Genomic DNA, 24,479 nt, shown 5'->3' on the forward strand with positions numbered 1-24,479 from the left:
GGCAGAGGTGACTTATGAGCAAAAAATCGATTCAAAAGGTGTATGCACTCACACCGATGCAGGAGGGAATGCTGTATCATGCGCTGCTTGATCCGCATTCTTCCTCCTACTTCACACAATTAGAGCTTAGGATTCATGGATGCTTTCAGCTTGAGCTTTTTGAAAAAAGCGTCAATGAGCTGATCCGGACATATGACATCCTGCGTACGGTATTCGTGCACCAGCAGCTTCAAAAACCGCGCCAAGTCGTATTGGCGGAGCGGAAGACAAAGGTGCACTATGAAGATATCAGTCAATTAGATGAAGAACGGCAAACCGAATATATAGAGCGCTATAAACGCGATGTGCAGCAGCAGGGTTTTCATCTGGCGAAGGATATTCTCTTTAAAGCGGCGGTATTCAGACTCAGTGAGAAGGAGCTGTATCTCGTCTGGAGCAATCATCATATCGTCATGGACGGCTGGAGTATGGGCGTTTTGATGAAAAGCCTGTTTCAAAACTATGAAGCGCTTCGTGCCGGCCGGCCCGCCGGGGGAAGCCAGGGCAAGCCTTACTCTGACTATATCAAATGGCTCGGAGGACGGGATTATGATGAGGCGGAACAATATTGGAGCAGCCGCTTGGCGGATTTCGAACAGCCGAGTCTGCTCCCGGGCCGTCTGGCATCAGAAAAGAAAGGCTACCAAAATGAAGAATATTCTTTTGTCTGGGATGAAGAGCTGGTCGCGCAAATTCAGCAGACCGCCAACCGGCATCAAGTCACGGGGCCTAACTTGTTTCAGGCCGTTTGGGGCGCGGTGCTCAGCAAATACAACTATACAGACGATGTAGTGTTCGGAACTGTCGTATCAGGCCGTCCTTCAGAAATCAACGGCATTGAAACAATGGCCGGGCTGTTCATCAATACGATTCCCGTCAGAATCAAGATTGACAAAGAAGCATCCTTTTCTGACGTGATGACGGCAGTTCAGAAAAACGCAGTGGAAGCTGAGCGCTATGATTATGTGCCGCTCTATGACATTCAAAAGCGCTCCGCTCTGGACGGCAGCCTCTGGAATCATTTGGTCGCGTTTGAAAATTATCCGCTGGACAAAGAGCTCGAAAACGGGGGCATGGAGGAAAGACTCGGATTTTCCATAAAAGTGGAACATGCTTTTGAGCAGACGAGCTTTGATTTCAATCTCATCGTTTATCCGGGAAAAACGTGGACTGTCAAAATCAAATACAACGGGGCGGCTTTCGCTCATGATGCCATCGAACGAACGGCGCATCATCTGACGCGCATGATGAAAGCGGCGGTCGGAACGCCTGATGCCCCCGTGCGGGATCTCGGCCTTGTTTCAGGCGAGGAAGAACGGCAGATTGTTGAAATATTCAATGATACGAAAACGGAGCTTCCAAAAGAGGAGGCCGTTCACCGTTTGTTTGAAGCACAAGCAAACCGGACGCCTGCAAGCATCGCGATAAAAGAAGATGGACACGAGTGGACTTACCGCGAAGTAAACGAAGCGGCCAACCGTCTGGCGAGACATCTTGTCGGGAACGGACTGGAAAAAGGCCGGACCGCAGCTATTATGAATGACCGGTCTGCGGAAACCGTTATCGGAATGCTTGCCGTCTTAAAAGCAGGGGGCGCATATGTGCCGATTGATCCGGCATTTCCGGAGGACCGTCTCCGCTTCATGGCGGAAGACAGCTCGATTCAGCTCGTGCTGACGGTTCAGGCTTATCAAGAACAAGCGGGCACATTGCAAGTTCCGGTCATCATGCTGGACGAAAGCACGGATGAAAAGGTAAGCGGAACAGACCTGAATCTCCCTTCAGGCGGAAACGATCTGGCGTATATCATGTATACATCCGGATCGACCGGCAAACCGAAAGGCGTCATGATTGAACACAGAAATATCATCAGGCTCGTCAAACATTCGAATTACGTGCCGGTTCATGAAGAAGACCGGATGGCGCAAACGGGAGCCGTCAGCTTTGATGCCGGAACCTTTGAAGTTTTCGGTGCATTGCTGAACGGAGCTTCGCTGCACCCGGTTAAAAAAGAGACGCTGCTTGACGCCGGACAATTCGCTCAATTTCTTAAAGAGCAGCGGATCACGACAATGTGGCTGACATCTCCGCTGTTTAACCAGCTTGCCCAAAAGGATGCCGGTATGTTTAACACGCTCCGGCACCTCATCATCGGCGGGGACGCGCTTGTACCGCATATCGTCAGCAAAGTAAGAAAGGCGTCACCGGAGCTCTCGCTTTGGAACGGCTACGGCCCGACGGAAAATACGACGTTTTCGACCAGTTTTCTCATTGATCAGGACTATGAAGGTTCTGTCCCGATCGGTAAGCCGATCGGAAATTCCACTGCATACATTATGGACGAAAACCGCAATCTTCAGCCGATCGGCGCACCCGGTGAGCTGTGCGTCGGCGGAAGCGGAGTGGCAAGAGGCTATGTGAATCTGCCTGAATTAACGGAGAAACAATTTGTCTGTGATCCATTCAGACCGGATGAAATGATATACCGGACGGGCGACTTGGCGAAGTGGCTTCCGGACGGCACGATCGAGTTTCTCGGCAGAATTGACAATCAAGTAAAAGTCCGCGGTTTCAGAATCGAGCTCGGCGAAATCGAGGCGAAAATCAGCCAGGCGGAGAATGTGACGGAATCTGCCGCTGTGATTCGGAAAAACAAAGCGGACGAAAATGAAATCTGCGCTTACTTTACAGCAGACCAAGCCCTTTCGCCGGAAGACTTGCGCAAAGCGCTTTCGGAATCACTTCCTGAATACATGATTCCCGCGCACTTCATCCAGATGAATCAGTTTCCGCTGACGGCGAACGGAAAAATTGATAAAAAGGCGCTGCCTGAGCCGCAGACTGAAGCCGTTCAAAAAGAATACGAAGCGCCGAAAACGGAAGCGGAGCAGAAACTCGCGGACATTTGGGAAGGCATTCTTGGGGTAAAAGCGGGTGTGACTGACAATTTCTTCACGATTGGCGGACATTCTTTAAAAGCCATGATGATGACCGCTAAAATCCAGGAGCATTTTCAAAAAGAAGTGCCAATCAAAGTGTTATTTGAAAAGCCGACAATCCAGGAGCTTGCGCATTATTTGCAGCATGAGAGCGAGGAGGAGCAGCAGTTTGAACCGATCCGACAAGCGCCTTATCAGAAGCATTATCCTGTTTCCTCAGCACAACGCAGGATGTATATCCTCAATCAGCTTGGGCAGGCCAGCACGAGCTACAACGTCCCTGCTGTACTTTTGCTGGAGGGATCGGTAGACAAAAACCGTCTTGAGGGGGCCATGCAGGCATTAATCAATCGGCATGAGACACTGCGTACATCGTTTGACATGGCGGATGGAGAAGTCGTGCAGACCATTCATAAAAATGTATCATTTGAGCTGGAAACCGCAGAGGTACGGGAAGAAGATGCGGAAGAGCTGACAAAAGCCTTTATCAGACCGTTTGCGCTCAATCGTGCGCCGCTCGTCCGTTCGAAGCTGATCCGGATTGAAGAAGATCGCTATCTTCTGCTGATTGACATGCACCACATTATTACGGACGGCAGCTCAATGGGCATTTTCATCGGTGATCTGGCGAAGCTTTATCAAGGCACGGAGCTTGCGCCGCCAAAGATCCATTATAAAGATTTTTCAGTCTGGCAGCGTGAAAAAGCAAATCTCGATCAGCACGAAGCTTACTGGCTCGATAGGTTCAAAGGCGATCTGCCGGTGCTGGACCTGCCGCTTGATTTCCCGCGTCCTGCCGAGCGCAGTTTTGAAGGGGAACGCGTCATTTTCGGACTTGATAAGCAGGTGACGGCGCAGATTAAGACGTTGCTGGCTGATACGGATACGACGATGTATATGTTCTTGTTAGCCGCTTTTCAAGTGCTGCTCTCCAAATATTCAGGACAGGAAGATATTATAGTCGGATCTCCGGCAGCCGGAAGACAGCATCCTGATCTCCAAGAGGTGCCGGGCATGTTTGTCAACACAGTTGCGCTTCGGTCGCATCCTTCCGGCAAAAAAACGTTCAAGCAATTCCTGGACGAGGTGAAAACGGCGAGTCTGCAAGCTTTTGAGCATCAAAGCTATCCGCTTGAAGAATTAATTGAAAAACTGCCGTTAACGAGGGATACAAGCCGGAGTCCTCTGTTCAGCGTGTTATTTAATATGCAGAACATGGAGATCCCGTCTCTGCGGCTCGGTGATTTGCAGATTTCTTCATATTCCATGCATCATCATGTCGCTAAATTTGATCTTTCTTTAGAAGCGGCTGAACGCGGAGAAGAGGTCGGATTGAGCTTTGATTATGCGAAAGCCTTATTTGCGGATGAAACAATCCGCCGCTGGAGCACTCATTTTGTCAATCTGATTAAAGCCTGTGCCGAAAATCCGGATATTCAGCTGGCTGATGCAAGTCTGCTGTCTGCTTCTGAGCGGGAAGCGCTCCTTTCTGATGAAAAACGTACGGAAGCGGACCTGCCTGAAGGCACTTTTGTTTCGCTGTTTGAACGGCAAGCGCAAAAAACGCCTGATCTCACGGCGGTTGCAGGCGGAACAAGTCTGACATATCGCGAGCTCGATGAACAGTCGAACCGGTTTGCGCGCCACCTACAGTCCTGCGGAGCGGGCAGTGAGGACATCGTTGCCATTATGATGGATCGTTCGGCTGACTTAATTACCGCGATTCTCGGCGTCATGAAAGCCGGGGCTGCGTTTCTCCCGATTGATCCGGAAACGCCTGAAGAGAGAATCCGCTACTCTCTGGAAGACAGCGGGACGAAGCTTCTCGTTGTCAATGAGAGAAATATGACCGCGGCTGCCGTTTATAACGGAAAAACGGTCGTAATGGAAGACGGAGAATGGCGGAATGAAAGCGCCGATCGGCTCGAAACGGAGCCCGGCGCCGGTCAGCTTGCTTATATCATTTATACCTCGGGAACAACGGGCAAACCGAAAGGCGTCCAGCTGGAGCATCGCAATCTGGTCAATTATGTCACATGGTTCAGCCGTGAAGCCGGTCTGACCGAAGCTGACAAATCCGTGCTGCTGTCTTCCTACGCATTTGATCTCGGATACACGGCCCTGTTCCCGATCCTTCAGGCGGGAGGCGAGCTGCACATTGTGCCGAAAGAGACGTACACCGCGCCTGATCAGCTTGGTGAGTATATAGAGAAAAACGGCATTACGTATATGAAGCTGACGCCGTCATTGTTCCATATGATCGTCAATACAGCCCGTTTTGCGGAAGAACTCCGTTTCAGCCCGCTTCGTTTAGTGGTGCTCGGCGGTGAAAAAATCATTACGTCCGATGTCCGCAAGTTTCATGACGTATACGCCCATACGGATTTCATCAATCACTACGGGCCGACGGAAACGACGATCGGCGCCATTGCCGGGCGGATCAATATGGAGCGGCTTGATCAATATGAGCAGCGCCCCGTCATCGGCCGCCCGATCGCAAATACCGGTGCGCTTGTGCTGGACGGATCAATGCAGCTTGTTCCTTCGGGCGCAAGCGGTGAGCTTTATATCACCGGAAAGGGGCTTGCCAGAGGATATCTCCACCGTCCGCAACTGACGGCTGAGAAGTTTCTCCCCAATCCTTTTTCACCGGGCAGCCTGATGTACAAAACGGGAGATGTCGTCCGCAGGCTTTCTGACGGGACGATTGAATTTATCGGCCGTGCGGATGACCAGGTGAAAATCCGGGGCTACCGCATTGAATTAAAAGAGGTTGAAACCGTACTGTTAAGCATAAACGGCATTCAGGAGGCGGTCGTTCTCGCGGTCAGCGAAGGCGGGCTGCCGGAACTGTGCGCGTACTATAAGTCCGACAGCGACCTGAAAGGCTCCGAGCTTCGCAAACGGCTTTCCGAAACACTCCCGTCTCATATGCTTCCGGCCTATTTCGTGCAGGTTGACCATATTCCGCTCACAGCCAACGGAAAAACGGATAAAAACGCTCTTCCGAAACCGGGCGCAAGCCAAACGGCGCAAGCGGCTTCAGCCTTGCCGGAAACGGAGCTGGAAGAGAAGCTGTGCCGCATTTGGCAAAAGACACTCGGTGCGGATTCTCTCGGCATCGACGATAATTTCTTCGATTACGGCGGGCACTCTTTAAAAGGCATGATGCTTCTCGCCAATATTCAGGCTGAACTGGACAAAACGGTTCCGTTAAAAGCGCTGTTCGAACAGCCGACTGTCCGCCAGCTTGCCGTATATATCGAAAAATCGGCGGTATCTGAGGGATATCGGATGATCCGGCCAGCCGGAGCGGCTGACGTGTACCCGTTATCATCCGCCCAAAAACGAATGTACGTCCTGAACCAGCTTGACCGGGACACAATCAGCTACAACATGCCGTCCGTTCTTTTGATGGAAGGAGAAGTCAATATTTCAAGGCTTCAGGAAGCGCTCAATCAGATGATCAATCGCCACGAATCTTTGCGGACGTCTTTTATCGATCAAAAAGGCCGGCCGATGCAGCGGATCGCAGAACAGGCAGACATCGAGCTGCACGTCCTTGAAGCAGCTGATGAAGAGAAAGCCGATCTTATCATTTGGGCATTCATTAAGCCGTTTGATCTGAGTGCGGCTCCGCTCATTCGGGCCGCTCTTGTCAGATTGAATGAAAAGAAACACCTGCTGCTCTTGGATATGCATCATATTATTGCCGACGGCGTGTCCAGAAGCATGCTGGTCAAAGAGCTTGCCCATCTTTACAAAGGCGGAAGTCTGCCGGCGCCGAACCTGCATTATAAAGATTTCGCCGTCTGGCAGAATGAACCTGAGCAGGCCGAACGGATGAAAGAGCATGAGCGTTATTGGCTCTCTGCGTTTTCCGGCGAGCTTCCTGAACTGAATCTGCCGACCGATTTTCCTCGTCCTGCGGTTCAAAGCTTTAAAGGACAATCCGTCCGCTTCAGAGCGGGGGTTGAAACAGAAAAAGCGGTGCGTGAATTAATGGATGCATCGGGAGCGACTCTTCACATGGTGCTTCACGCCGCGTTCCATGTCTTTTTGAGCAAAATCACGGGGCAGCGCGATATTATTATCGGCTCGGTGACCGCCGGAAGAACGAGCGCCGAAGTTCAGCAAATGCCGGGCATGTTTGTCAATACGCTTGCGCTTCGCAATGAAACGCGCAAAGAGCAGACCTTCGCCGAACTGCTCGAACGGGTGAAACAAACCAATCTCGATGCGCTGGCGCATCAGGAATATCCGTTTGAGGATCTGATCGGAAAGCTTGACCTGCCGAGAGATATGAGCCGAAACCCGTTGTTCCAGGTTATGGTGACGACAGAAGATCCGGATAAAGAAACGCTGGAACTGGAGAACCTGCGCATTACCCCGTATGAGTCGAACCAAGGCACGGCGAAATTCGATCTGACGCTTGGCGGCTTTACGGATCAAGAAGGCCTCGGTCTTCAGTTTGAATATGCGACTGATCTGTTTAAGAAAGAAACAATTGAAAAGTGGAGCGCCGGCTTCCTGCGAATTCTGAAGGAAGCGGCAGAAAGCCCTGACAGAAAGCTGCCTGAGCTTTCACTGATCAGCGATGCTGAACAACAAGCCCTTCTTAACGCATGGAAAGGAAAAACGCTTTCCGTGCCGCGGGACAAAACGGTTTACCGTCTCTTTGAAGAAACGGCTGCCCGCCACACAGACCGTCCGGCCGTGGCGTACAACGGCGTGAAATGGATGTACGGCGAGCTGAACGCAAGGGCGAACCGCATTGCGCGCATTCTCATGGATTGCGGTGCCACGGCTGACGAACGGATCGGCATTTTGACGAAACCGTCCTTGGAAATGGCCGCGGGCGTACTCGGCGTCCTGAAAGCGGGAGCGGCATTTGTGCCGATTGATCCGGACTATCCGGAAGAACGTATCAGCTACATTCTGCAGGACAGCGGCGCCAAGCTGCTTCTCACGCAGGAAGCGCTCGATGTGCCGGATGGCTACACCGGAGAAACGATTCTGCTTGACGGCAGCCGCTCGATTCTGAGCCTGCCGCTTGATGAAAATGATGAAGCGAACCCGCAGACGGAAACAACGGCGGATCACCTCGCGTATATGATTTACACGTCGGGAACGACCGGACAGCCGAAGGGTGTCATGGTCGAACACCATGCGCTCGTGAATCTGTGCTTCTGGCACCACGACGCATTCGCCATGACGGCGGACGATAAGAGCGCCAAATACGCGGGCTTCGGTTTTGACGCCTCCATCTGGGAGATGTTCCCGACATGGACCATCGGCGCGGAGCTTCACGTCATTGACGAAGCGATCCGGCTGGATATCACCCGCTTAAATCACTATTTCCAAGAGCACGGCGTGACGATCACCTTCCTGCCGACGCAGCTGGCCGAACAGTTTATGGAGCTGGAAAATAGCTCTCTCCGCATGCTTCTCGTCGGAGGCGACAAGCTGAAGCGGGCGGTGAAACAGCCGTACACGATCGTCAACAACTACGGCCCGACGGAAAACACCGTCGTCGCAACAAGCGGCGTGATCAATCCGGAGGAAGATTCGCTTTCAATCGGACGGGCGATTGCCAATACGAGAGCTTATATTCTCGGCGACGGCGATCAGGTGCAGCCGGAAGGCATTGCCGGTGAATTGTGCGTGGCAGGCCGCGGGCTTGCGCGCGGATACCTGAACCGTGAAGAAGAAACGGCGAAGCGGTTTACCGCCGATCCGTTTGTGCCCGGCGAGCGCATGTACCGGACCGGCGACCTCGTCAAATGGAACACGCAGTGCGGCATCGAATACATCGGCCGCATCGACCAGCAGGTCAAAGTGCGCGGCTACCGGATCGAGCTTTCAGAAATTGAAGTCCGCCTCGCCCAGCTTGCGGGAGTTCATGACGCAGCCGTGACAGCGGTGGAAGACAAAGCGGGCAATACCGCGCTTTGCGCCTATGTCGCGCCTCAGCAGACGGACATCGAAGCGCTCAAAGCGGCGTTGAAAGATACCCTTCCTGACTACATGGTGCCGGCGTTCTGGGTGGAGATGGACGAGCTTCCGGTCACCGCAAACGGAAAGATTGACAAAAAAGCCCTGCCGTCGCCGGACATTGAAGCGGGAAGCGCCGCGTACAAAGCGCCGGAAACGGAAATGGAGACGCTGCTTTCTGACATTTGGCAGGAAGTGCTCGGCCTTGAACAGATCGGCGTAAGCGATAATTTCTTCACGCTCGGCGGCGACTCGATCAAAGGCATTCAAATGGCGAGCCGCCTGAACCAGCACGGCTACAAGCTGGAGATGAAGGATCTCTTCCAGCACCCGACCATCGAAGAACTCGTCTCCTATGTGGAGCGGACGGAAGGCAAGCAGGCCGACCAGGGCCCTGTCGAAGGCGAAGCGGACTTAACGCCGATCCAGCGCTGGTTCTTTGAGAAAAACTTTACGGACAAACACCACTGGAACCAGTCCGTTATGCTTCATGCGAAAGACGGCTTTGATCCGGTACTGGTGGAAAAAACGCTGCAAGCATTGATCGAACATCACGATGCACTTCGCATGGTCTACCGTGAAGAAAGGGAAGGCGTCATTCAGACATACCTGCCTGTCAGTGAATGCAAGACAAGCTTTGAAATCGTTGACCTGTTTGGAACTGACGAGGATATGCTGAAAAGCCAGATCCAGCGGCTTGCCGATCATCTTCAGGGCAGTCTTGATCTGCGGAACGGTCCGCTGCTAAAAGCAGAGCAATACCGGACAGAACAAGGCGATCACCTTTTAATCGCGATTCACCATCTCGTCGTGGACGGGGTGTCGTGGAGAATTCTGCTTGAGGATTTTGCTTCAGGCTATAAACAGGCACAGCAGCAAAACAGCATCGTTTTCCCGCAGAAAACCCACTCCTTCAAAGATTGGGCGGAGGCGCTGCACACGTTTGCGCAGTCAGATGAGCTGAAGAAGCAGGCGGATTATTGGGCGCGGGCAGATGCGGAACAGCTGCCGCGGCTGCCGAAAGACCGTGATACGAAAAAACGGCTCGTCAAGCATACGGCGGCCGTGAAATGTGAACTGACTGAGGAAGAAACGGCACAGCTGCTCACGGATGTTCACCATCCGTACGGAACGGAAATCAACGACATTCTGCTCAGCGCGCTCGGCTTAACGATCGGTGAATGGACGGAAAACGGTAAAGTCGGCATCAACTTAGAAGGGCACGGCCGGGAAGAAATCATACCGAATGTCAATATTTCACGTACGGTCGGCTGGTTTACGGCCCAATATCCTCTGATTCTGCAGGTCAGCAAGGAGGACGGCGTCTCCTCTGTCATTAAAACGGTAAAAGAGACGGTGAGGCGCGTTCCTGATAAAGGCGTCGGCTACGGAATTCTTCGATATCTGTCACCAGATGAAACAGAAAGAAGTTTCACGCCAGAAATCAGTTTTAACTACTTAGGGCAGTTTGACAATGAGGTGAAAACCGAATGGTTTGAGCCGTCTCCATATGATATGGGACGTCAGGTCAGCGAAGAGTCAGAAGCGTTATACGCATTGAGCTTCAGCGGTATGATCACCGGCGGCCGCTTCGTCATTTCCTGCTCATACAATCAGGAGGAATATGAAAGAAGCACCGTTGAAACACAGATAGAACGATTTAAAGACAATCTCTTAATGATCATCCGCCATTGCACGGCCAAAGAGGAGAAAGAATTTACGCCGAGCGATTTCAGCGCGAAGGATCTTGAGATGGATGAAATGGGAGACATCTTTGACATGCTTGAGGAGAATTTAACGTGATAAAAACAGATAACAGAAGGGGGGAGCGGAGCAGATGAGCCAATTCAGCAAGGATCAAGTTCAGGATATGTATTATTTGTCGCCGATGCAGGAGGGAATGCTGTTTCATACTCTCCTGAATCCCGGCCAAAGCTTTTACATCGAACAAATGACAATGAAAGTAAAAGGTGATTTTTCCGTCAGGATGCTGGAAGAAAGCATGAACGTCATTGTGGACCGGTACGATATTTTTCGTACCGTGTTCATCCATGAAAAAGTCAAACGCCCGGTGCAGGTCGTCCTGAAAAAAAGAACTTTTCATATTGACGAAATCGATCTGACACATCTTTCTGAAAGCGAACAGATGACCGCCATCAATGAGTATAAAGAGAAAGATAAGGTGAAAGGATTCCAGCTGACCCGTGACATTCCGATGCGTGCCGCCGTCTTCAAAAAAGCGGATAAGCGCTATGAATGGGTATGGAGCTATCACCATATTCTGCTTGACGGCTGGTGCTTCGGCGTCGTCGTTCAAGACTTATTTCAAGTTTATAATGCTTTAAGAGAAAACAAGCCTTACAGTTTAAAACCGGTCAAGCCTTATAAAGAGTATATTAAATGGCTGGAAAAACAGGACAAGCAGGCATCACTCAGCTACTGGGGCGGCTATTTGGCAGATTTCGAGGGTCAGACGACGTTCGCCGAGCAAAGGAACAAACAGAAAGCCGAATATCAGCCGAAGGAACTGCTTTTCTCCCTGCCCGAAGCGGAAACAAAAGCGTTCACGGAGCTCGCCAAATCACAGCATACGACTCTCAGTACGGCGCTTCAAGCCGTCTGGAGCCTGATACTGGGCCGCTATCAGCGCACGGATGATGTCATGTTCGGTACAGTCGTGTCCGGACGTCCCGCGGATATTAAAGGCGTTGAGCATATGGTCGGACTGTTTATCAATGTTGTGCCGAAGCGGGTCCGTCTCACTGACGGCATGAATTTCAAAGATTTGCTCAGACATCTTCAGGAGCAGTCGCTGGAGTCAGAGCCGCATCAATATGTCCCGCTTTATGACATACAAAGCCAGGCTTCCCAGCAGAAACTGATTGACCATATCATCGTCTTTGAAAACTATCCGCTTCAAGACGCTGACAGCAAAGAAGCACGGCAGAACGGGTTTGAAATGGAAGATGTCCACGTCTTTGAAAAATCAAACTACGATCTGAATGTCATGGCGTCGCCGGGTGAACAAATGCTGATCAAGCTGGCTTACAACGAAAGTGTTTTTGACGAAGCGTTTATCAGCAGGCTGAAATCGCAATTGCTGACAGCCATCAGCTATATCGTACAGCATCCGGAAGCGCCCCTGCATACGGTGAATATCATAGATGAGGCTGAAGAGAAACGGCTTGTCACAGACCTTAATCCGTCCCGTCTGTCTGCCGAGGCGAAAAAGCTGACGGATTGGTTCCGTCAGGCGGCTGAAGCAAATCCTGACGCGCCGGCAGTAACAGCCGGAGAAACAACGCTGACTTACCGGGAACTTCATGAAGAATCAAACCGTCTCGCGCACCGTTTACAAAAACAAGGAATCGGAAAAGGATCAGTAGCCGCTTTGTTTGTAAAGCGTTCTTGTGAGATGGCCGCAGGAATTCTCGGCATTTTAAAAGCGGGCGCGGCATACCTGCCGATCGATCCGGAGTACCCGGAAGACCGGATCGCCTACATGCTTGAAGACAGCAAAGCCGGCTGCATCGTGACGCATCAAGCGCTGTATGCGGAAGCTGAGAAGCTGCCAAATGCGGGAAGCCTGATGTGCATTGACGGAGAAGACGGGCTTGATGCCCCTTCTGATGAACCGGAAGCATCCGGCGGCGCCGATATGCCGGCATATATCATGTACACGTCAGGAACAACGGGCAAACCGAAGGGCAATGTGACCACACATGCCAATATTCAAAGAATCGCCAAACACACAAACTATATCAGCATATCCGAAACGGATACGGTGCTCTCTCTTTCCAACTATGCCTTTGACGGTTTCACCTTCGATTTTTACGGATCGCTTTTAAACGGAGCAAGGCTCGTCATTGCGGATAAGGACACCATTTTGAATACTGAAAAGCTGACTGAGCTGATCGTTTCAGAAGGCATCACCGTCATGTTTGTCACAACCGCGCTGTTTAATGTGCTGACAGACGCGGGTGGCGAGTGGATGAAAGGGCTCCGGCATATCCTATTCGGCGGAGAACGCGCTTCCGCGGCCCATGTCAGAAAAGCGCTCCGCATCATGGGGCCGGGCAGACTCATTCACGTGTACGGGCCGACTGAAGTGACCGTGTTCGCAACGGCTCATACCATTCATGACATTCCTGAATCCATGTCGGCTGTCCCGATCGGCAGGCCGCTGAATGAAACGGGCGCTTACATTCTCACGGAAACAGGGCGGCTGCAGCCATTCGGAGCGGTCGGTGAATTGACGCTGACCGGAATGGGTGTGTCAAACGGCTATCTCAACCGGGAAGATTTGACGAAGCAAAAATTCATCCCGAATCCATTCAAGCCCGGTGAGCGCCTATACCGCACGGGCGACTTGGCGCGCTGGCTCCCGGACGGCACGATTGAATTTGCCGGCCGTATTGACGATCAAGTCAAAATCCGCGGACACCGTATTGAACTTGAAGAAATTGAAAAGCAGATCCAAGCGTATCAAGGTATTAAAGAAGCTGTTGCAGCCGTCAGCCGCAATGAATCGGGAGACGCTTACATTGATGCATACCTCGTATGCAGCGCTGAAATTGACACGAACGGGCTTGAAGTCTTTTTAAGCAGACAGCTTCCGGCATACATGGTGCCCCAATCGTTCACGATCCTTGAGAAACTCCCGCTCACGCCAAACGGCAAGGTGAACAAACCCCTGCTGCCGAAAGCAGAGCCGAAGCAGCGGACAGACAAAGACCAGACGCCGCCGCGCAACGAAACGGAAGAACGCATCGCCCGCATTTGGGCCGAGGTGCTCGGAACAGAATCAATCGGGATTCATGATGACTTCTTCGCACTCGGAGGCCATTCTTTAAAAGCGATGACCGCGGCGTCACGCATTAAAAAAGAGCTCGGTACGGACATCCCGGTGAAGCTGTTATTCGAAGCGCCGACAATCGCGGGCATTGCCGATTTTCTGCTTCACGGTGAAGAAAAAGGAATGAAAGATCTCACAATCATGAATAAAGATCAGTCTGACACACTGTTTGCATTTCCGCCGGTTCTCGGTTACGGGCTGATGTACCAGCCGCTGGCAAAACAGCTGTCCGGCTGCAGAATCTGTGCGTTCGATTTCATCGAGGAAGACAACCGTATCGACCGATACACTGAGCTGATCAATCAGCTTCAGCCGGAAGGGCCCATCAAGCTGTTCGGATACTCGGCAGGCTGCACGCTCGCCTTTGAAACCGCCAAACGGCTTGAAGCCGAAGGCCGTGAAGTGGAGCGGCTGATCATGGTGGATTCCTATAAAAAACAAGGCGTCAGCGACTTGGATGGCCGCACCGTAGAAAGTGATGTTCAGGCGCTGATGAAGGTGAACCGGGACAATGAAGCGCTGAATAACGAAGCCGTCAAAGAAGGGCTCGCCAAAAAAACAAACGCATTTTATTCTTATTTCGTGCACACCGTCAGCACCGGCACGGTCAACGCGGATATAGATCTTTTAACATCAGAACCGGACTTTGCGATGCCGCCGTGGCTCGCTTCGTGGGAGGAAGCCACGACAGGTGAATACCGTGTGAAAAAAGGCTGCGGCACTCACGCAGAAATGCTTCAGGGAGATTGTCTCGAAAGGAATGCGGCACATTTGCTCGAATTCCTAAGGAATGAACATCTGAAGCTGACAACTTCACGATAGAAAAGGAGGAAGCCGCTAATGGTCCAGCTCTTTAAATCGTTCGATACGACAGAAAAAACGCAGCTCATCTGTTTTCCGTTCGCAGGAGGCTATTCCGCATCATTCCGCCCGCTCCACACCTATCTTCAGGGTGAGTGTGAGATGCTTGCCGCGGAACCGCCGGGACACGGAACAAATCAAATGTCCGCCGTTGAAGATTTTGAGCAGCTCGTCAGCTTGTACAAGCAGGAGTTGAATCTCAGTCCTGACCGCCCGTTTGTGCTGTTCGGCCACAGTATGGGGGGCATGGTCGCTTTCAGGCTGGCGCAAAAGCTGGAGCGGGAAGGCATTTACCCGCAGGCCGTGATCATCTCAGCCATCCAGCCGCCGCATGCGGAAAGGAAAAAAGTTTCTCATCTTGATGATGAAAAATTTCTCGCCCATATTATCGAGCTTGGCGGAATGCCGCAGGAGTTAGTGGAAAATAAGGAGGTCATGTCATTTTTCCTGCCTTCTTTCAGATCCGACTACCGCGCGCTTGAAAGCTTCCGCCCGTCTGATTCTCACATCATTCAATCACCCGTCCATATTTTTAATGGGCGGAAGGATCATAAATGTATCAGAGATGCGGACGGATGGAAAAAATGGGCCGCAAATCCCATATTCCATGAGTTTTCGGACGGCCACATGTTCATTTTAAGTGAAACTGAAAAAGTGGCGGAACGAATTTATGAGATTATTAACAGGAGCACTGCAGGCCAATTGTTATAAAATGTGACAGACAGCATCCGCTGTCTGTTTTTTGTAACAAAATCGGCCTTGGAGTTTTCTCATTTATCAAAAATTTTATGTTATGATTTAATGGAATATCACTTTGAAGGGATTGTCGTACATGAATGATGCAGCTAAAGAGCTGAACAGAACATTATCTGATGAAAACCCGCACGTGCTTCATATGCTTTCTGATTTGGGCAAAGATTTGTTTTATCCGAAAGGGGTGCTGACGCAATCGGCGGAAGCGAAAGCCAAGGCCGGAAAGTATAATGCCACAATCGGAATCGCCACCTCACAAGGAGAGTCCATGCACTTTTCCCATATACAAGAGACATTGTCCGCCTATAACCCCGATGATATCTACGATTATGCTCCGCCGCAGGGAAAAGAGCCGCTCAGACAGGAATGGCTGAAAAAAATGCGTCTCGAAAATCCTTCATTAGCCGGCAAAGACATCAGCACGCCGATCGTGACAAACGCTTTGACACACGGGCTGAGCATTGCCACCGACTTGTTCGTCAATGAAGGGGATACGCTGCTTCTGCCTGATAAATATTGGGGAAATTACAACTTCATTTTCGGTGTCCGGCGCAAGGCATCTATTGAGACGTACCCGCTTTTTCAGCAGGATGGGCGTTTTAATGCGGCTGGTCTGTCCGAGCTGCTGAAAAAGCAGGAAGAGAAGGCGATTGTCGTGCTGAATTTCCCGAATAATCCGACAGGCTATACGCCGGGGGAAGAGGAAGCGTTAGAAATCGTCAGCGTGATTCTGGAGGCAGCGGAGGCCGGCAAAGAGATTGTCGTACTCGTAGACGATGCGTATTACAATTTGTTTTACGATGAAACGGCCATTCAGGAATCCATCTTCAGCAAACTCGCCCAAGTGCATGACAGGGTGCTTTGCGTGAAAATAGACGGAGCCACAAAGGAAAATTACGCGTGGGGCTTCCGCGTCGGTTTTATTACGTACAGCACAAAAAGCGAAAAAGCGCTGCGCGTGCTCGAGGAAAAAACAAAAGGAATTATCAGAGGAACGATTTCAAGCGCTCCGCATCCGTCCCAAACATTCATGCTGCGGGCGATGCAGTCACCGGAATATGAGAAAGAAAAATCACTGAAATACAACATCATGAAAAAACGGGCTGACAAAGTGAAAGCCGTTCTTGCAGAAAACAAGCACTATGAAGACGTATGGACGCCTTATCCGTTTAACTCAGGCTATTTCATGTGTGTCCGGCTGAAAGACATAAACGCCGGCGAATTGAGAGTGTCATTGCTTGAAAAGAGAGGAATCGGGACGATATCCATTAATGAAACGGATTTGCGAATCGCGTTTTCATGCGTTGAAGAAGAACACATCGCGGATTTGTTTGAAGAAATTTATCAAGAAGCAAAGCAGCTTCAGAAACAGGCGGAAATATCCGGCTGACAAAAAAGGAGGGGGACACCCTCCTTTTTCTATGCTTACAGCAGCTCTTCATACGTTTTCATCTCAATCCCGTCACAAAAATCGGGATGAGCCGCACAAACCGCCAGCTTATATTCTTCGTCCGCATCATATGTGCGGATGAAACAAGGTTCATGTCCGTCCGGGAGTTCAATGGACACGCGGCCGTCCTCTTCAAGGCGGACGCTGAATGAATCAAGCGGCAGGGAAAGCCCTTTTCCGGCCTGTTTGATAAAGCTTTCTTTCATTGACCACAGGTGATAAAAATAATCGGTCTGCCGATCGGGATCTTTCGCTTGCAGATCACTGTACTCTGAAGGCGAGAAAAAACGTTTCGCTATATCAATCGTGCCGGGCTTCATTTTTTCAATATCGATACCGATCGGTTTTGAATCAACGGCACAGACGATCCAGCGCCCGGAATGGGAAATATTAAAGTGCAAGTCCGGAAGCGCGGGGATATACGGCTTTCCGTACTCCTGGACGCTGAATACAATCGCAGCCGGATTAAGTCCGTAAGCCCTCCCCGCAATGGTGCGGATGAGCATGTCGCCCAGCAAGGTGCGGTGAGCATCCTCTTTATGATAAAAGCGCCGGCATTTTTCCCGCTTTTCAGCGGACACAGCCGCCATCATCCGATCCTCTTCCTTTGGAGAAAGCGGGCGGTCCATATATACTCCGTAAATCTTCATGTCCAGATCCTCCGTCTGCAAATATTGTCAAAACCATCCTATCATATCAGACGCAAGCTGTCCGGCAATAAAAAAAACAAAACCGATTCGGCTTTGTTCTTAATGAACGGACGCTGCCCGCCCGTAGATCGCATATGTTAACAGTTTAGAGGATTGTGGCAAAGAAAAACGCAGAATCAGCCCGGTCAAAACAGCCGTAATAATGGTTCCGGCTCCGATCGGTCCGCCCATCGTCCAGGCTGCGGCAAGAATCGTCAGTTCAATGCCGTTCCGCACCCATTGCACGTTCCAGCCCGTTTTTTCAGAAATCAGCAGCATCAGAGAGTCCCGGGGGCCCGCGCCGAGCCCGGCCGATACGTAAATACCGACGCCGCAGCCGATCAGCAGCAATCCGAAAGAAAAAAACACGGCCGCTAAGGAAAAAGCGTGCGCTTCAGGAAGCAGAAATGAAAAAAAATCAATAAACATTCCCATCATCAGCATATTCAAGATGGCGCCGATTTTCGGGAGCGTTCTCGTGAACAGGCAGGTTAAAGCGACGATCACCGCGCCGACCACGATGGACCATTGCCCGACGGAAAGACCGAAATGCTGAAAAAGCCCATAATGAAAGGCATCCCAAGGGCTGATGCCGAGAGCTTTTCCTTTAATGGTTAAAGATACCCCGAAAGACAAAATCAACAGACCGGCAAAATAAAACGTCCAGCGCATCACGAATTCCCGCTTCAAAGAGGTCCCTTCTTTCATAAAATCTCATTAATTGTCATTGTAGCATAACTGCCAAAAAAAAGAAGAGCGAAATCAGTGTTTCGCTTCTTCTTCGGCTCCTACAAAGGATTCAGTATACGATTCAAAAACCGCTGCGTGCGTTCTTCTTTCGGCGCGGAAAAAATTTGGGCCGGCGGTCCTTGTTCCACAATGACGCCGCCGTCAATGAAGATGACTTCATCGGCCACTTCCTGCGCGAATTTGATTTCATGCGTGACGACAACCATCGTCCAGCCTTCATTCGCCAAATCCTTAATAACTTTGAGCACCTCGCCGACCAGCTCCGGGTCAAGCGCTGACGTCGGTTCGTCAAACAGCATCAGCTCAGGCTGAATCGCAAGCGCGCGGGCGATGCCGACACGCTGCTGCTGACCGCCGGAAAGCTGGAACGGATATAAATTCATTTTGTCTTTCAGTCCGACTTTTTCAAGAAGCTCAATCGCTTCTTTTCTGACTTGCTCTTTGTCGCGCTTTTGCACTTGAATGGGTCCTTCCATGACGTTCTCAAGTGCCGTGCGGTGAGGAAACAGATGATACGCCTGAAAGACCATGCCTGATTTGCGGCGGAGGCGAAGGATATCAGCCTGCTTCACTTTTTTGGAGAAATCTATTGAAAAATCGGAGAATGCCAGCTCGCCGTGATTGGGAATCTCAAGCGCGTTCAGACAGCGCAGAAGCGTCGTTTTTCCTGAACCGGACGGTCCCAGAATGGCGATGACTTTCCCTTTTTCTATCTCCATATCTATCTTTTTTAAAATTTCATTCTGGCCGAATGATTTATTTAATCCTTTAACAGAAAGCATATCGAAACCTCCTTATTTGGCCACATAACGGTCGAGACGCCGTTCGATCACAAGCTGTACGATTGACAGCAAGAAGCAGATGATCCAATAAATAAAGGCGGCTTCAATATAGATGACCAAGATCTGATCAAGGTTTTGCGCGCCGATTTCCTGGGCTTTCCTGAACAGCTCCGCGACGAGAATCTGTGACGCGAGAGATGTATCCTTGATCAGGCTGATAAATGTATTTGATAATGGCGGAATGGACACGCGAAACGCCTGCGGCAGGATCACGCGGAACAATGTCTTGCGATAGGTCATGCCGATCGTATAACCGGCTTCCCATTGCCCTTTCGGCACGGATGAAATAGATGCCCGAATGATTTCAGAAGCATAGGCGCCTACGTTTAGTGAAAATGCGATGACAGCGCTTGGGAAAGGGTCCAGTGTAATATTAAAGGTCGGGAACAGATAAAAAATGATGAACAATTGAACGAGAAGAGGAGTGCCGCGCACCGCTGATACATATACGCTGAACACCCATCTCAATGGTTTCATATTTGACATTCTGGCGAGCGCCGTAATCAGCGCGATGATCATTCCGAAAATAAAGGAAAGAATGGTAAGGGGAATCGAGTAATAGATTCCCCCGGAAAGAATCGGCCAGAATGACTGCTGCACCAGATCCCATGGAATGGCTGCCGCAATCACGGGCTCAGGCATGTTACTTAGAAACATCTTCGCCGAACCATTTTTTAGCTATTTTAGAAAGAGTCCCGTCCTCTTTCATTTCTTTTAACGCTTTGTTGACGTGAGTCACAAGTTCGCCGCTTCCTTTTCGGAATGCGAAATAAGTTTGTTGCGGCTGGCCTGCTTCAAACGCGATTTTCACGTTCTTAATACCGGACGTTTTTAAGTAGTTCAGTACGGCAAGCTTATCGTTGTAAGTCAGATCAGCCCGGCCCTGCTGAATGAGCTGAAGGGATTGAGCCATGCCTTCAACGCCTTCAATTTTCGCGCCGGCTTCTTTAGCTAATTTATTGTAATTGCTTGTTAATGATTGAGCCGCTGTCTTTCCTTTGACATCAGCTTCTTTCGCAATCGTGCTGTCTTTTTTCGTCACGACGACGGCATTTGACGTTGTGTATTTATCAGAAAAATCATATTGGTTCTCACGGCCTGTTTTGCCGACTTGGTTAGCGACGACGTCAAACCGTTTAGCATTTAATCCGGCAAACATGCTGTCCCATTGCGTTTCTTTGAAGTCAGCTTTCAGACCGAGGCGTTTCGCGACTTCTTGAATAACCTCAACATCATAACCGGTCAGTTTGTCAGTCTTTTTATCATGGAAGGTAAATGGTTCATACGTTCCTTCTGTACCGACGGTCAGTACGCCTTTTTTCTTGACAGAAGCCCAAAGATCGCCGTCTTTTGACTTAGATCCGCTGTCCTGTGAGTTTCCGCAGGCTGCAAGCACCGCGATGCTGACCATCATGAATAAAGCCAATAATGCTTTTTTAATTTTCTTTATTCCCCACTTTTCTGATTAGTTTTATTGAGAAAAAATAGCTCCCAATTGTAAAGGATAACTTTTTTTTAGTATGAGTCAAGTAATTGGTTTTCATGAGCGTGAAATCTCCGTGTTTCCGGGGGGTCAAAATAATTGCAAAAACTGTCTGACCGGCTTCGGCAGGTAGCTGTCTTTTCTCCAGATGACGGCCGGTGTCATGACAAACGGATTGTCCTCGATGGCGACCGTTTTGACATGCGATCGCATATGGACGGGAATCATCGTCAAAGGCAGAATCGTGGCTCCGAACCCAGATGAGACGAGGCTCAAAAGCGTCGCGGAGTCATGGCATTCACAGACAACCTGGAGGTCGAGACCGTACTGTTCACAAACATGGAGGACTTGGTCATACACACCCCTTCCATTGACGGTGCGCAAAAGGATCAGAGGCAAAGAAGCGATGTCCTTCAGCTTAATCGTTTCTCCGCACAGGCGTTTTGTATGCTCAGACAGCACCAATACACACGGAATGTCTTCAAGCTCCTTCGATTCAATGCTGTCGCTTTTAATCAAGGTGGTGGTGACGGCGGCGTCAATCTGTCGGGATTCCAGGAGCTCCAGCAGTGAGACGGGTTCGTCTTCCCAAATGTTAAAGGTGAGATGAGGATACTGCTCTTTCATCTGCGACACTTTCTCAAGCATAAGTGCGGCGCAGTAAATGGTTGACCCCACGGCAAGGGGGCCGGCTGCTTCTTCCTTCAGCTCTTGTACCTCGATAATGGCGTCCTCAAACTTATGAAGAATCTCTTTCGCTCTTTTCAAAAATACGTTTCCTTCATATGTAAGGGTCATTTGTTTCTTTTTATTGCGGTCAAACAGAATGACGCCCAATTCTTCTTCGAGCTGTTTCAGCTGTCTGCTTAACGGCGGCTGAGCCATATGAAGCTTTTTGGCGGCCGTCGTAATTTTCTGCTCTTGGGCAATGGTGACGAAATAACGCAATTGCCGGATATCCATGAGAATGCGCTCCTTTCTTTTATACCTTTAGGGTATGATATATAGATTTAACGAATATTTTTCATATGGATATCAGGAGTATGATGGTTTTGACACCATATTTCAAGCGTAAAGGAGGGTTCAATATGAAACTCGTCATCGGAATGACCGGGGCTACGGGAGCCATATTCGGGATCAGGCTTTTAGAATATTTAAAGGCCGCGGAGATCGAAACCCATCTTGTCGTTTCTCCTTGGGCAAATGTCACCATCACACATGAAACCGATTATACGTTAAAAGATGTAGAGAAACTGGCGTCCTATACGTATTCTCACAAAGACCAGGCAGCGGCGATTTCAAGCGGCTCGTTTGAAACGGATGGGATGATCATCGCTCCGTGCAGCATGAAATCACTTGCAAGCATCCGCACCGGAATGGCTGACAATCTGCTGACAAGAGCGGCTGACGTCATCCTGAAAGAGCGGAAAAAACTTGTGCTTCTGACCAGAGAAACGCCGCTCAGCCAAATCCATTTAGAGAATATGCTAGCGCTTACAAAAATGGGTTCCGTCATTCTTCCGCCGATGCCGGCTTTTTACAACAAACCGGCTGACATGGACGAATTGATCGACCACATTGTGTTCCGGACGCTCGACCAGTTCGGCATCCGTCTGCCGGAAGCGAAACGGTGGTACGGAATTGAAAAACAAAAAGGAGGAATCTGATAATGGCCTATCAGGATTTTAGGGAATTTCTCGCCGCTCTTGAAAAAGAAGGGCAGCTGTTAACAGTCAACGAAGAGGTAAAACCGGAGCCGGATCTGGGCGCCGCCGCGCGTGCAGCCAGCAACCTCGGGGATAAAAGCCCCGCACTTTTGTTTAACAATATTTACGGACAACATCATGCGCAGGTCGCCTTGAATGTCATCGGCTCCTGGCCGAATCACGCGATGATGCTGGGCATGCCGAAAGATACGCCTGTAAAAGAACAATTCTTTGAGTTCGCCAAACGGTACGATTCATTTCCGGTATCGGTCAAACGGGAAGAAACTGCGCCGTTTCATGAAAATGAAATAACGGAAGACATCAATCTTTTTGACATCCTTCCGTTATTCAGAATCAACCAGGGAGACGGCGGCTATTATTTGGATAAAGCGTGCGTCATTTCCCGCGATCTTGAAGACCCGGACAATTTCGGCAAGCAGAATGTCGGCATTTACAGAATGCAGGTGAAGGGAAAAGACCGCCTCGGCATCCAGCCCGTGCCTCAGCATGATATTGCGATTCATCTTCGCCAGGCTGAAGAACGGGGTGTGAATCTTCCCGTTACGATCGCGCTGGGCTGTGAGCCGGTGATTACGACGGCCGCGTCAACTCCTTTGTTATACGATCAATCCGAGTATGAAATGGCCGGCGCGATTCAAGGGGAGCCTTACAGAATCGTCAAATCCAAGCTGTCCGACTTAGACATCCCGTGGGGCGCCGAAGTCGTTCTAGAAGGAGAGATTCTCGCGGGAGAACGGGAATACGAAGGCCCTTTCGGTGAGTTCACGGGTCATTATTCAGGCGGCCGCAGCATGCCGGTGATCAAAATCAAACGTGTATATCATAGAAACAATCCGATTTTTGAACATTTGTACTTAGGCATGCCGTGGACGGAGTGCGATTATATGATCGGCATTAATACGTGCGTGCCTCTTTACCAGCAGCTGAAGGAAGCATATCCGAACGAAATCGTCGCCGTTAATGCCATGTATACGCACGGTCTGATCGCCATCATTTCAACGAAAACACGATACGGCGGCTTTGCTAAGGCGGTCGGCATGCGCGCCCTGACAACGCCGCACGGACTCGGCTACTGCAAAATGGTCATTGTCGTGGATGAGGATGTCGATCCGTTTAATCTGCCGCAAGTCATGTGGGCGCTCTCAACGAAAATGCATCCGAAACACGACGCAGTCATTATTCCTGACCTGTCCGTTCTTCCGCTTGACCCGGGGTCTGATCCGGCAGGGATGACACACAAAATGATTCTTGACGCCACAACACCTGCCGCGCCGGAAACAAGAGGCCATTATTCGCAGCCGCTTGATTCTCCGCTGACAACAAAAGAGTGGGAACAAAAACTGATGGACTTAATGAATCAATAAGAAAGGATGAGTTTGCAATGAAAACATGCCCGCGCTGTGAATCGAAAAAAGGAGAAACCGTCAGCCAATCGCCGGTCAAAGGCGCTTGGGAAATATACCAATGCCAGACCTGCTTTTTCACATGGAGATCCTGTGAACCGGAAAGCATCACGAATCCGGAAACATTCAACCCGGCATTTAAAATTGATCCGAAAGAAACGGAGACGGCCACTCAAGTTCCCGCTGTTCCGGAAAGAAAAGCGTAATGCTGACGGAGCATTTACCGGAAGCCCTTTACACGCTTTTAGACGGGACGGAGCTTGAGAAAAAGCAGCACGATGCATTTGTACTGCAATCCGTGACAAAACAAGGCCGTCCGCACGCGGCCATGATCAGCGCCGGTGAGATTCTGGCCGTGAGCAGCACAAATCTCCGGATCGCCTTATGGAAAAACACGACGACTGTAAAAAGCCTGCTGCATTCGGGACAAGCTCTTTTCATCGCCTGGCACGGAGGAGCTGCCTATTACGTCACATTGGAATGTGAGGCGCTTCCGCCGCTGAAAGAGGCGAAATACGAGCGGGAACGGTTCAGCTGCCGCGTGATTTCCGTCAAGGAAGATCGGGCGAAATACGCTGATCTGACGTCCGGCCCGGCCATTCAGCTTCACGAGCCGGAAAGTGTCCTGAAGAGATGGAGCGAAACGCTTGAGGAGTTAAAACAATAAACGCACAAAAAAAGCCTGCGGACGCTT

14 protein-coding genes are annotated in these 24,479 nt (G+C 50.4%); 8 read left to right on the plus strand and 6 right to left on the minus strand.

Translation table 11 applies throughout. The features are described 5' to 3' along the window. Positions 1-14: 14 nt before the first annotated feature. The 4 genes from srfAB to ACW5MY_RS01800 all read left to right on the plus strand — a co-directional run bounded on the left by srfAB (position 15) and on the right by ACW5MY_RS01800 (position 16,831). On the plus strand, positions 15-10,775 hold the full coding sequence (gene srfAB, locus ACW5MY_RS01785; RefSeq protein ID WP_462061658.1) for a surfactin non-ribosomal peptide synthetase SrfAB: 10,761 nt from the start codon (positions 15-17) through the stop codon (positions 10,773-10,775). Between the two features lie 34 nt (positions 10,776-10,809). Then, entirely contained in the window at positions 10,810-14,649 is a 3,840-nt protein-coding gene (locus tag ACW5MY_RS01790) for a non-ribosomal peptide synthetase (RefSeq protein ID WP_289394134.1), read from the plus strand. An 18-nt stretch (positions 14,650-14,667) separates the two neighbouring features. Then, a complete protein-coding gene (gene srfAD / locus ACW5MY_RS01795; protein ID WP_013350975.1) occupies positions 14,668-15,399 on the plus strand; it encodes a surfactin biosynthesis thioesterase SrfAD in 732 nt (243 codons plus the stop codon). A 121-nt stretch (positions 15,400-15,520) separates the two neighbouring features. Continuing rightward, on the plus strand, positions 15,521-16,831 hold the full coding sequence (locus ACW5MY_RS01800) for an aminotransferase class I/II-fold pyridoxal phosphate-dependent enzyme (protein ID WP_061573951.1): 1,311 nt from the start codon (positions 15,521-15,523) through the stop codon (positions 16,829-16,831). A gap of 35 nt (positions 16,832-16,866) precedes the next feature. On the opposite strand, the gene ACW5MY_RS01805 is transcribed toward ACW5MY_RS01800, so the two are convergent. From ACW5MY_RS01805 to ACW5MY_RS01830, 6 genes are all read right to left on the minus strand, one after another. Continuing rightward, complete coding sequence (locus ACW5MY_RS01805) at positions 16,867-17,541, minus strand: 4'-phosphopantetheinyl transferase family protein (RefSeq protein WP_013350977.1); 675 nt, start codon at positions 17,539-17,541, stop codon at positions 16,867-16,869. A 99-nt stretch (positions 17,542-17,640) separates the two neighbouring features. Then, a complete protein-coding gene (locus tag ACW5MY_RS01810) occupies positions 17,641-18,270 on the minus strand; it encodes a YczE/YyaS/YitT family protein (RefSeq protein WP_014469732.1) in 630 nt (209 codons plus the stop codon). 98 nt (positions 18,271-18,368) lie between these two features. Further along, positions 18,369-19,112 carry a cystine ABC transporter ATP-binding protein TcyC gene (tcyC, locus tag ACW5MY_RS01815; protein ID WP_013350979.1) on the minus strand — a complete coding sequence of 248 codons (744 nt, stop codon included), beginning with the start codon at positions 19,110-19,112 and terminating at the stop codon, positions 18,369-18,371. Positions 19,113-19,124: 12 nt separating this feature from the next. Then, a complete protein-coding gene (locus ACW5MY_RS01820; RefSeq protein WP_013350980.1) occupies positions 19,125-19,829 on the minus strand; it encodes an amino acid ABC transporter permease in 705 nt (234 codons plus the stop codon). After that, on the minus strand, positions 19,816-20,613 hold the full coding sequence (gene tcyA / locus ACW5MY_RS01825; protein WP_289394443.1) for a cystine ABC transporter substrate-binding lipoprotein TcyA: 798 nt from the start codon (positions 20,611-20,613) through the stop codon (positions 19,816-19,818). Before tcyA ends, ACW5MY_RS01820 begins: the two co-directional genes overlap by 14 nt. 132 nt (positions 20,614-20,745) lie before the next feature. Beyond that, a complete protein-coding gene (locus ACW5MY_RS01830; protein ID WP_013350982.1) occupies positions 20,746-21,618 on the minus strand; it encodes a LysR family transcriptional regulator in 873 nt (290 codons plus the stop codon). An 83-nt stretch (positions 21,619-21,701) separates the two neighbouring features. Between ACW5MY_RS01830 and ACW5MY_RS01835 the strand changes: the two genes are divergently transcribed. Genes ACW5MY_RS01835 through ACW5MY_RS01850 form a run of 4 tightly spaced genes read left to right on the plus strand, consistent with a single transcriptional unit; the run spans position 21,702 to position 24,452 of the window. Beyond that, positions 21,702-22,322, plus strand: coding sequence for a non-oxidative hydroxyarylic acid decarboxylases subunit B (locus tag ACW5MY_RS01835; RefSeq protein WP_013350983.1), 621 nt, complete (start codon positions 21,702-21,704; stop codon positions 22,320-22,322). Between the two features lie 2 nt (positions 22,323-22,324). Next, positions 22,325-23,746, plus strand: coding sequence for a phenolic acid decarboxylase BsdC (bsdC, locus tag ACW5MY_RS01840; protein ID WP_014469736.1), 1,422 nt, complete (start codon positions 22,325-22,327; stop codon positions 23,744-23,746). 17 nt (positions 23,747-23,763) lie between these two features. Beyond that, complete coding sequence (locus tag ACW5MY_RS01845) at positions 23,764-23,991, plus strand: non-oxidative hydroxyarylic acid decarboxylases subunit D (protein WP_014469737.1); 228 nt, start codon at positions 23,764-23,766, stop codon at positions 23,989-23,991. Further along, on the plus strand, positions 23,991-24,452 hold the full coding sequence (locus ACW5MY_RS01850; RefSeq protein WP_014469738.1) for a hypothetical protein: 462 nt from the start codon (positions 23,991-23,993) through the stop codon (positions 24,450-24,452). The genes ACW5MY_RS01845 and ACW5MY_RS01850 overlap by 1 nt, the downstream gene beginning before the upstream one ends. Positions 24,453-24,479 lie beyond the last annotated feature (27 nt).

The sequence above is a fragment of the Bacillus sp. Bwzl_19 genome (genome assembly GCF_054900515.1).

Bases quoted from the DNA above. Each gene is read 5' to 3' on its own strand.
- srfAB (WP_462061658.1), top strand. From the start codon at position 15: ATGAGCAAAAAATCGATTCAAAAGGTGTATGCACTCACACCGATGCAG.
- ACW5MY_RS01790 (WP_289394134.1), top strand. From the start codon at position 10,810: ATGAGCCAATTCAGCAAGGATCAAGTTCAGGATATGTATTATTTGTCG.
- srfAD (WP_013350975.1), top strand. From the start codon at position 14,668: ATGGTCCAGCTCTTTAAATCGTTCGATACGACAGAAAAAACGCAGCTC.
- ACW5MY_RS01800 (WP_061573951.1), top strand. From the start codon at position 15,521: ATGAATGATGCAGCTAAAGAGCTGAACAGAACATTATCTGATGAAAAC.
- ACW5MY_RS01805 (WP_013350977.1), bottom strand. From the start codon at position 17,541: ATGAAGATTTACGGAGTATATATGGACCGCCCGCTTTCTCCAAAGGAA.
- tcyC (WP_013350979.1), bottom strand. From the start codon at position 19,112: ATGCTTTCTGTTAAAGGATTAAATAAATCATTCGGCCAGAATGAAATT.
- ACW5MY_RS01820 (WP_013350980.1), bottom strand. From the start codon at position 19,829: ATGTTTCTAAGTAACATGCCTGAGCCCGTGATTGCGGCAGCCATTCCA.
- ACW5MY_RS01830 (WP_013350982.1), bottom strand. From the start codon at position 21,618: ATGGATATCCGGCAATTGCGTTATTTCGTCACCATTGCCCAAGAGCAG.
- ACW5MY_RS01835 (WP_013350983.1), top strand. From the start codon at position 21,702: ATGGTTTTGACACCATATTTCAAGCGTAAAGGAGGGTTCAATATGAAA.
- bsdC (WP_014469736.1), top strand. From the start codon at position 22,325: ATGGCCTATCAGGATTTTAGGGAATTTCTCGCCGCTCTTGAAAAAGAA.
- ACW5MY_RS01845 (WP_014469737.1), top strand. From the start codon at position 23,764: ATGAAAACATGCCCGCGCTGTGAATCGAAAAAAGGAGAAACCGTCAGC.
- ACW5MY_RS01850 (WP_014469738.1), top strand. From the start codon at position 23,991: ATGCTGACGGAGCATTTACCGGAAGCCCTTTACACGCTTTTAGACGGG.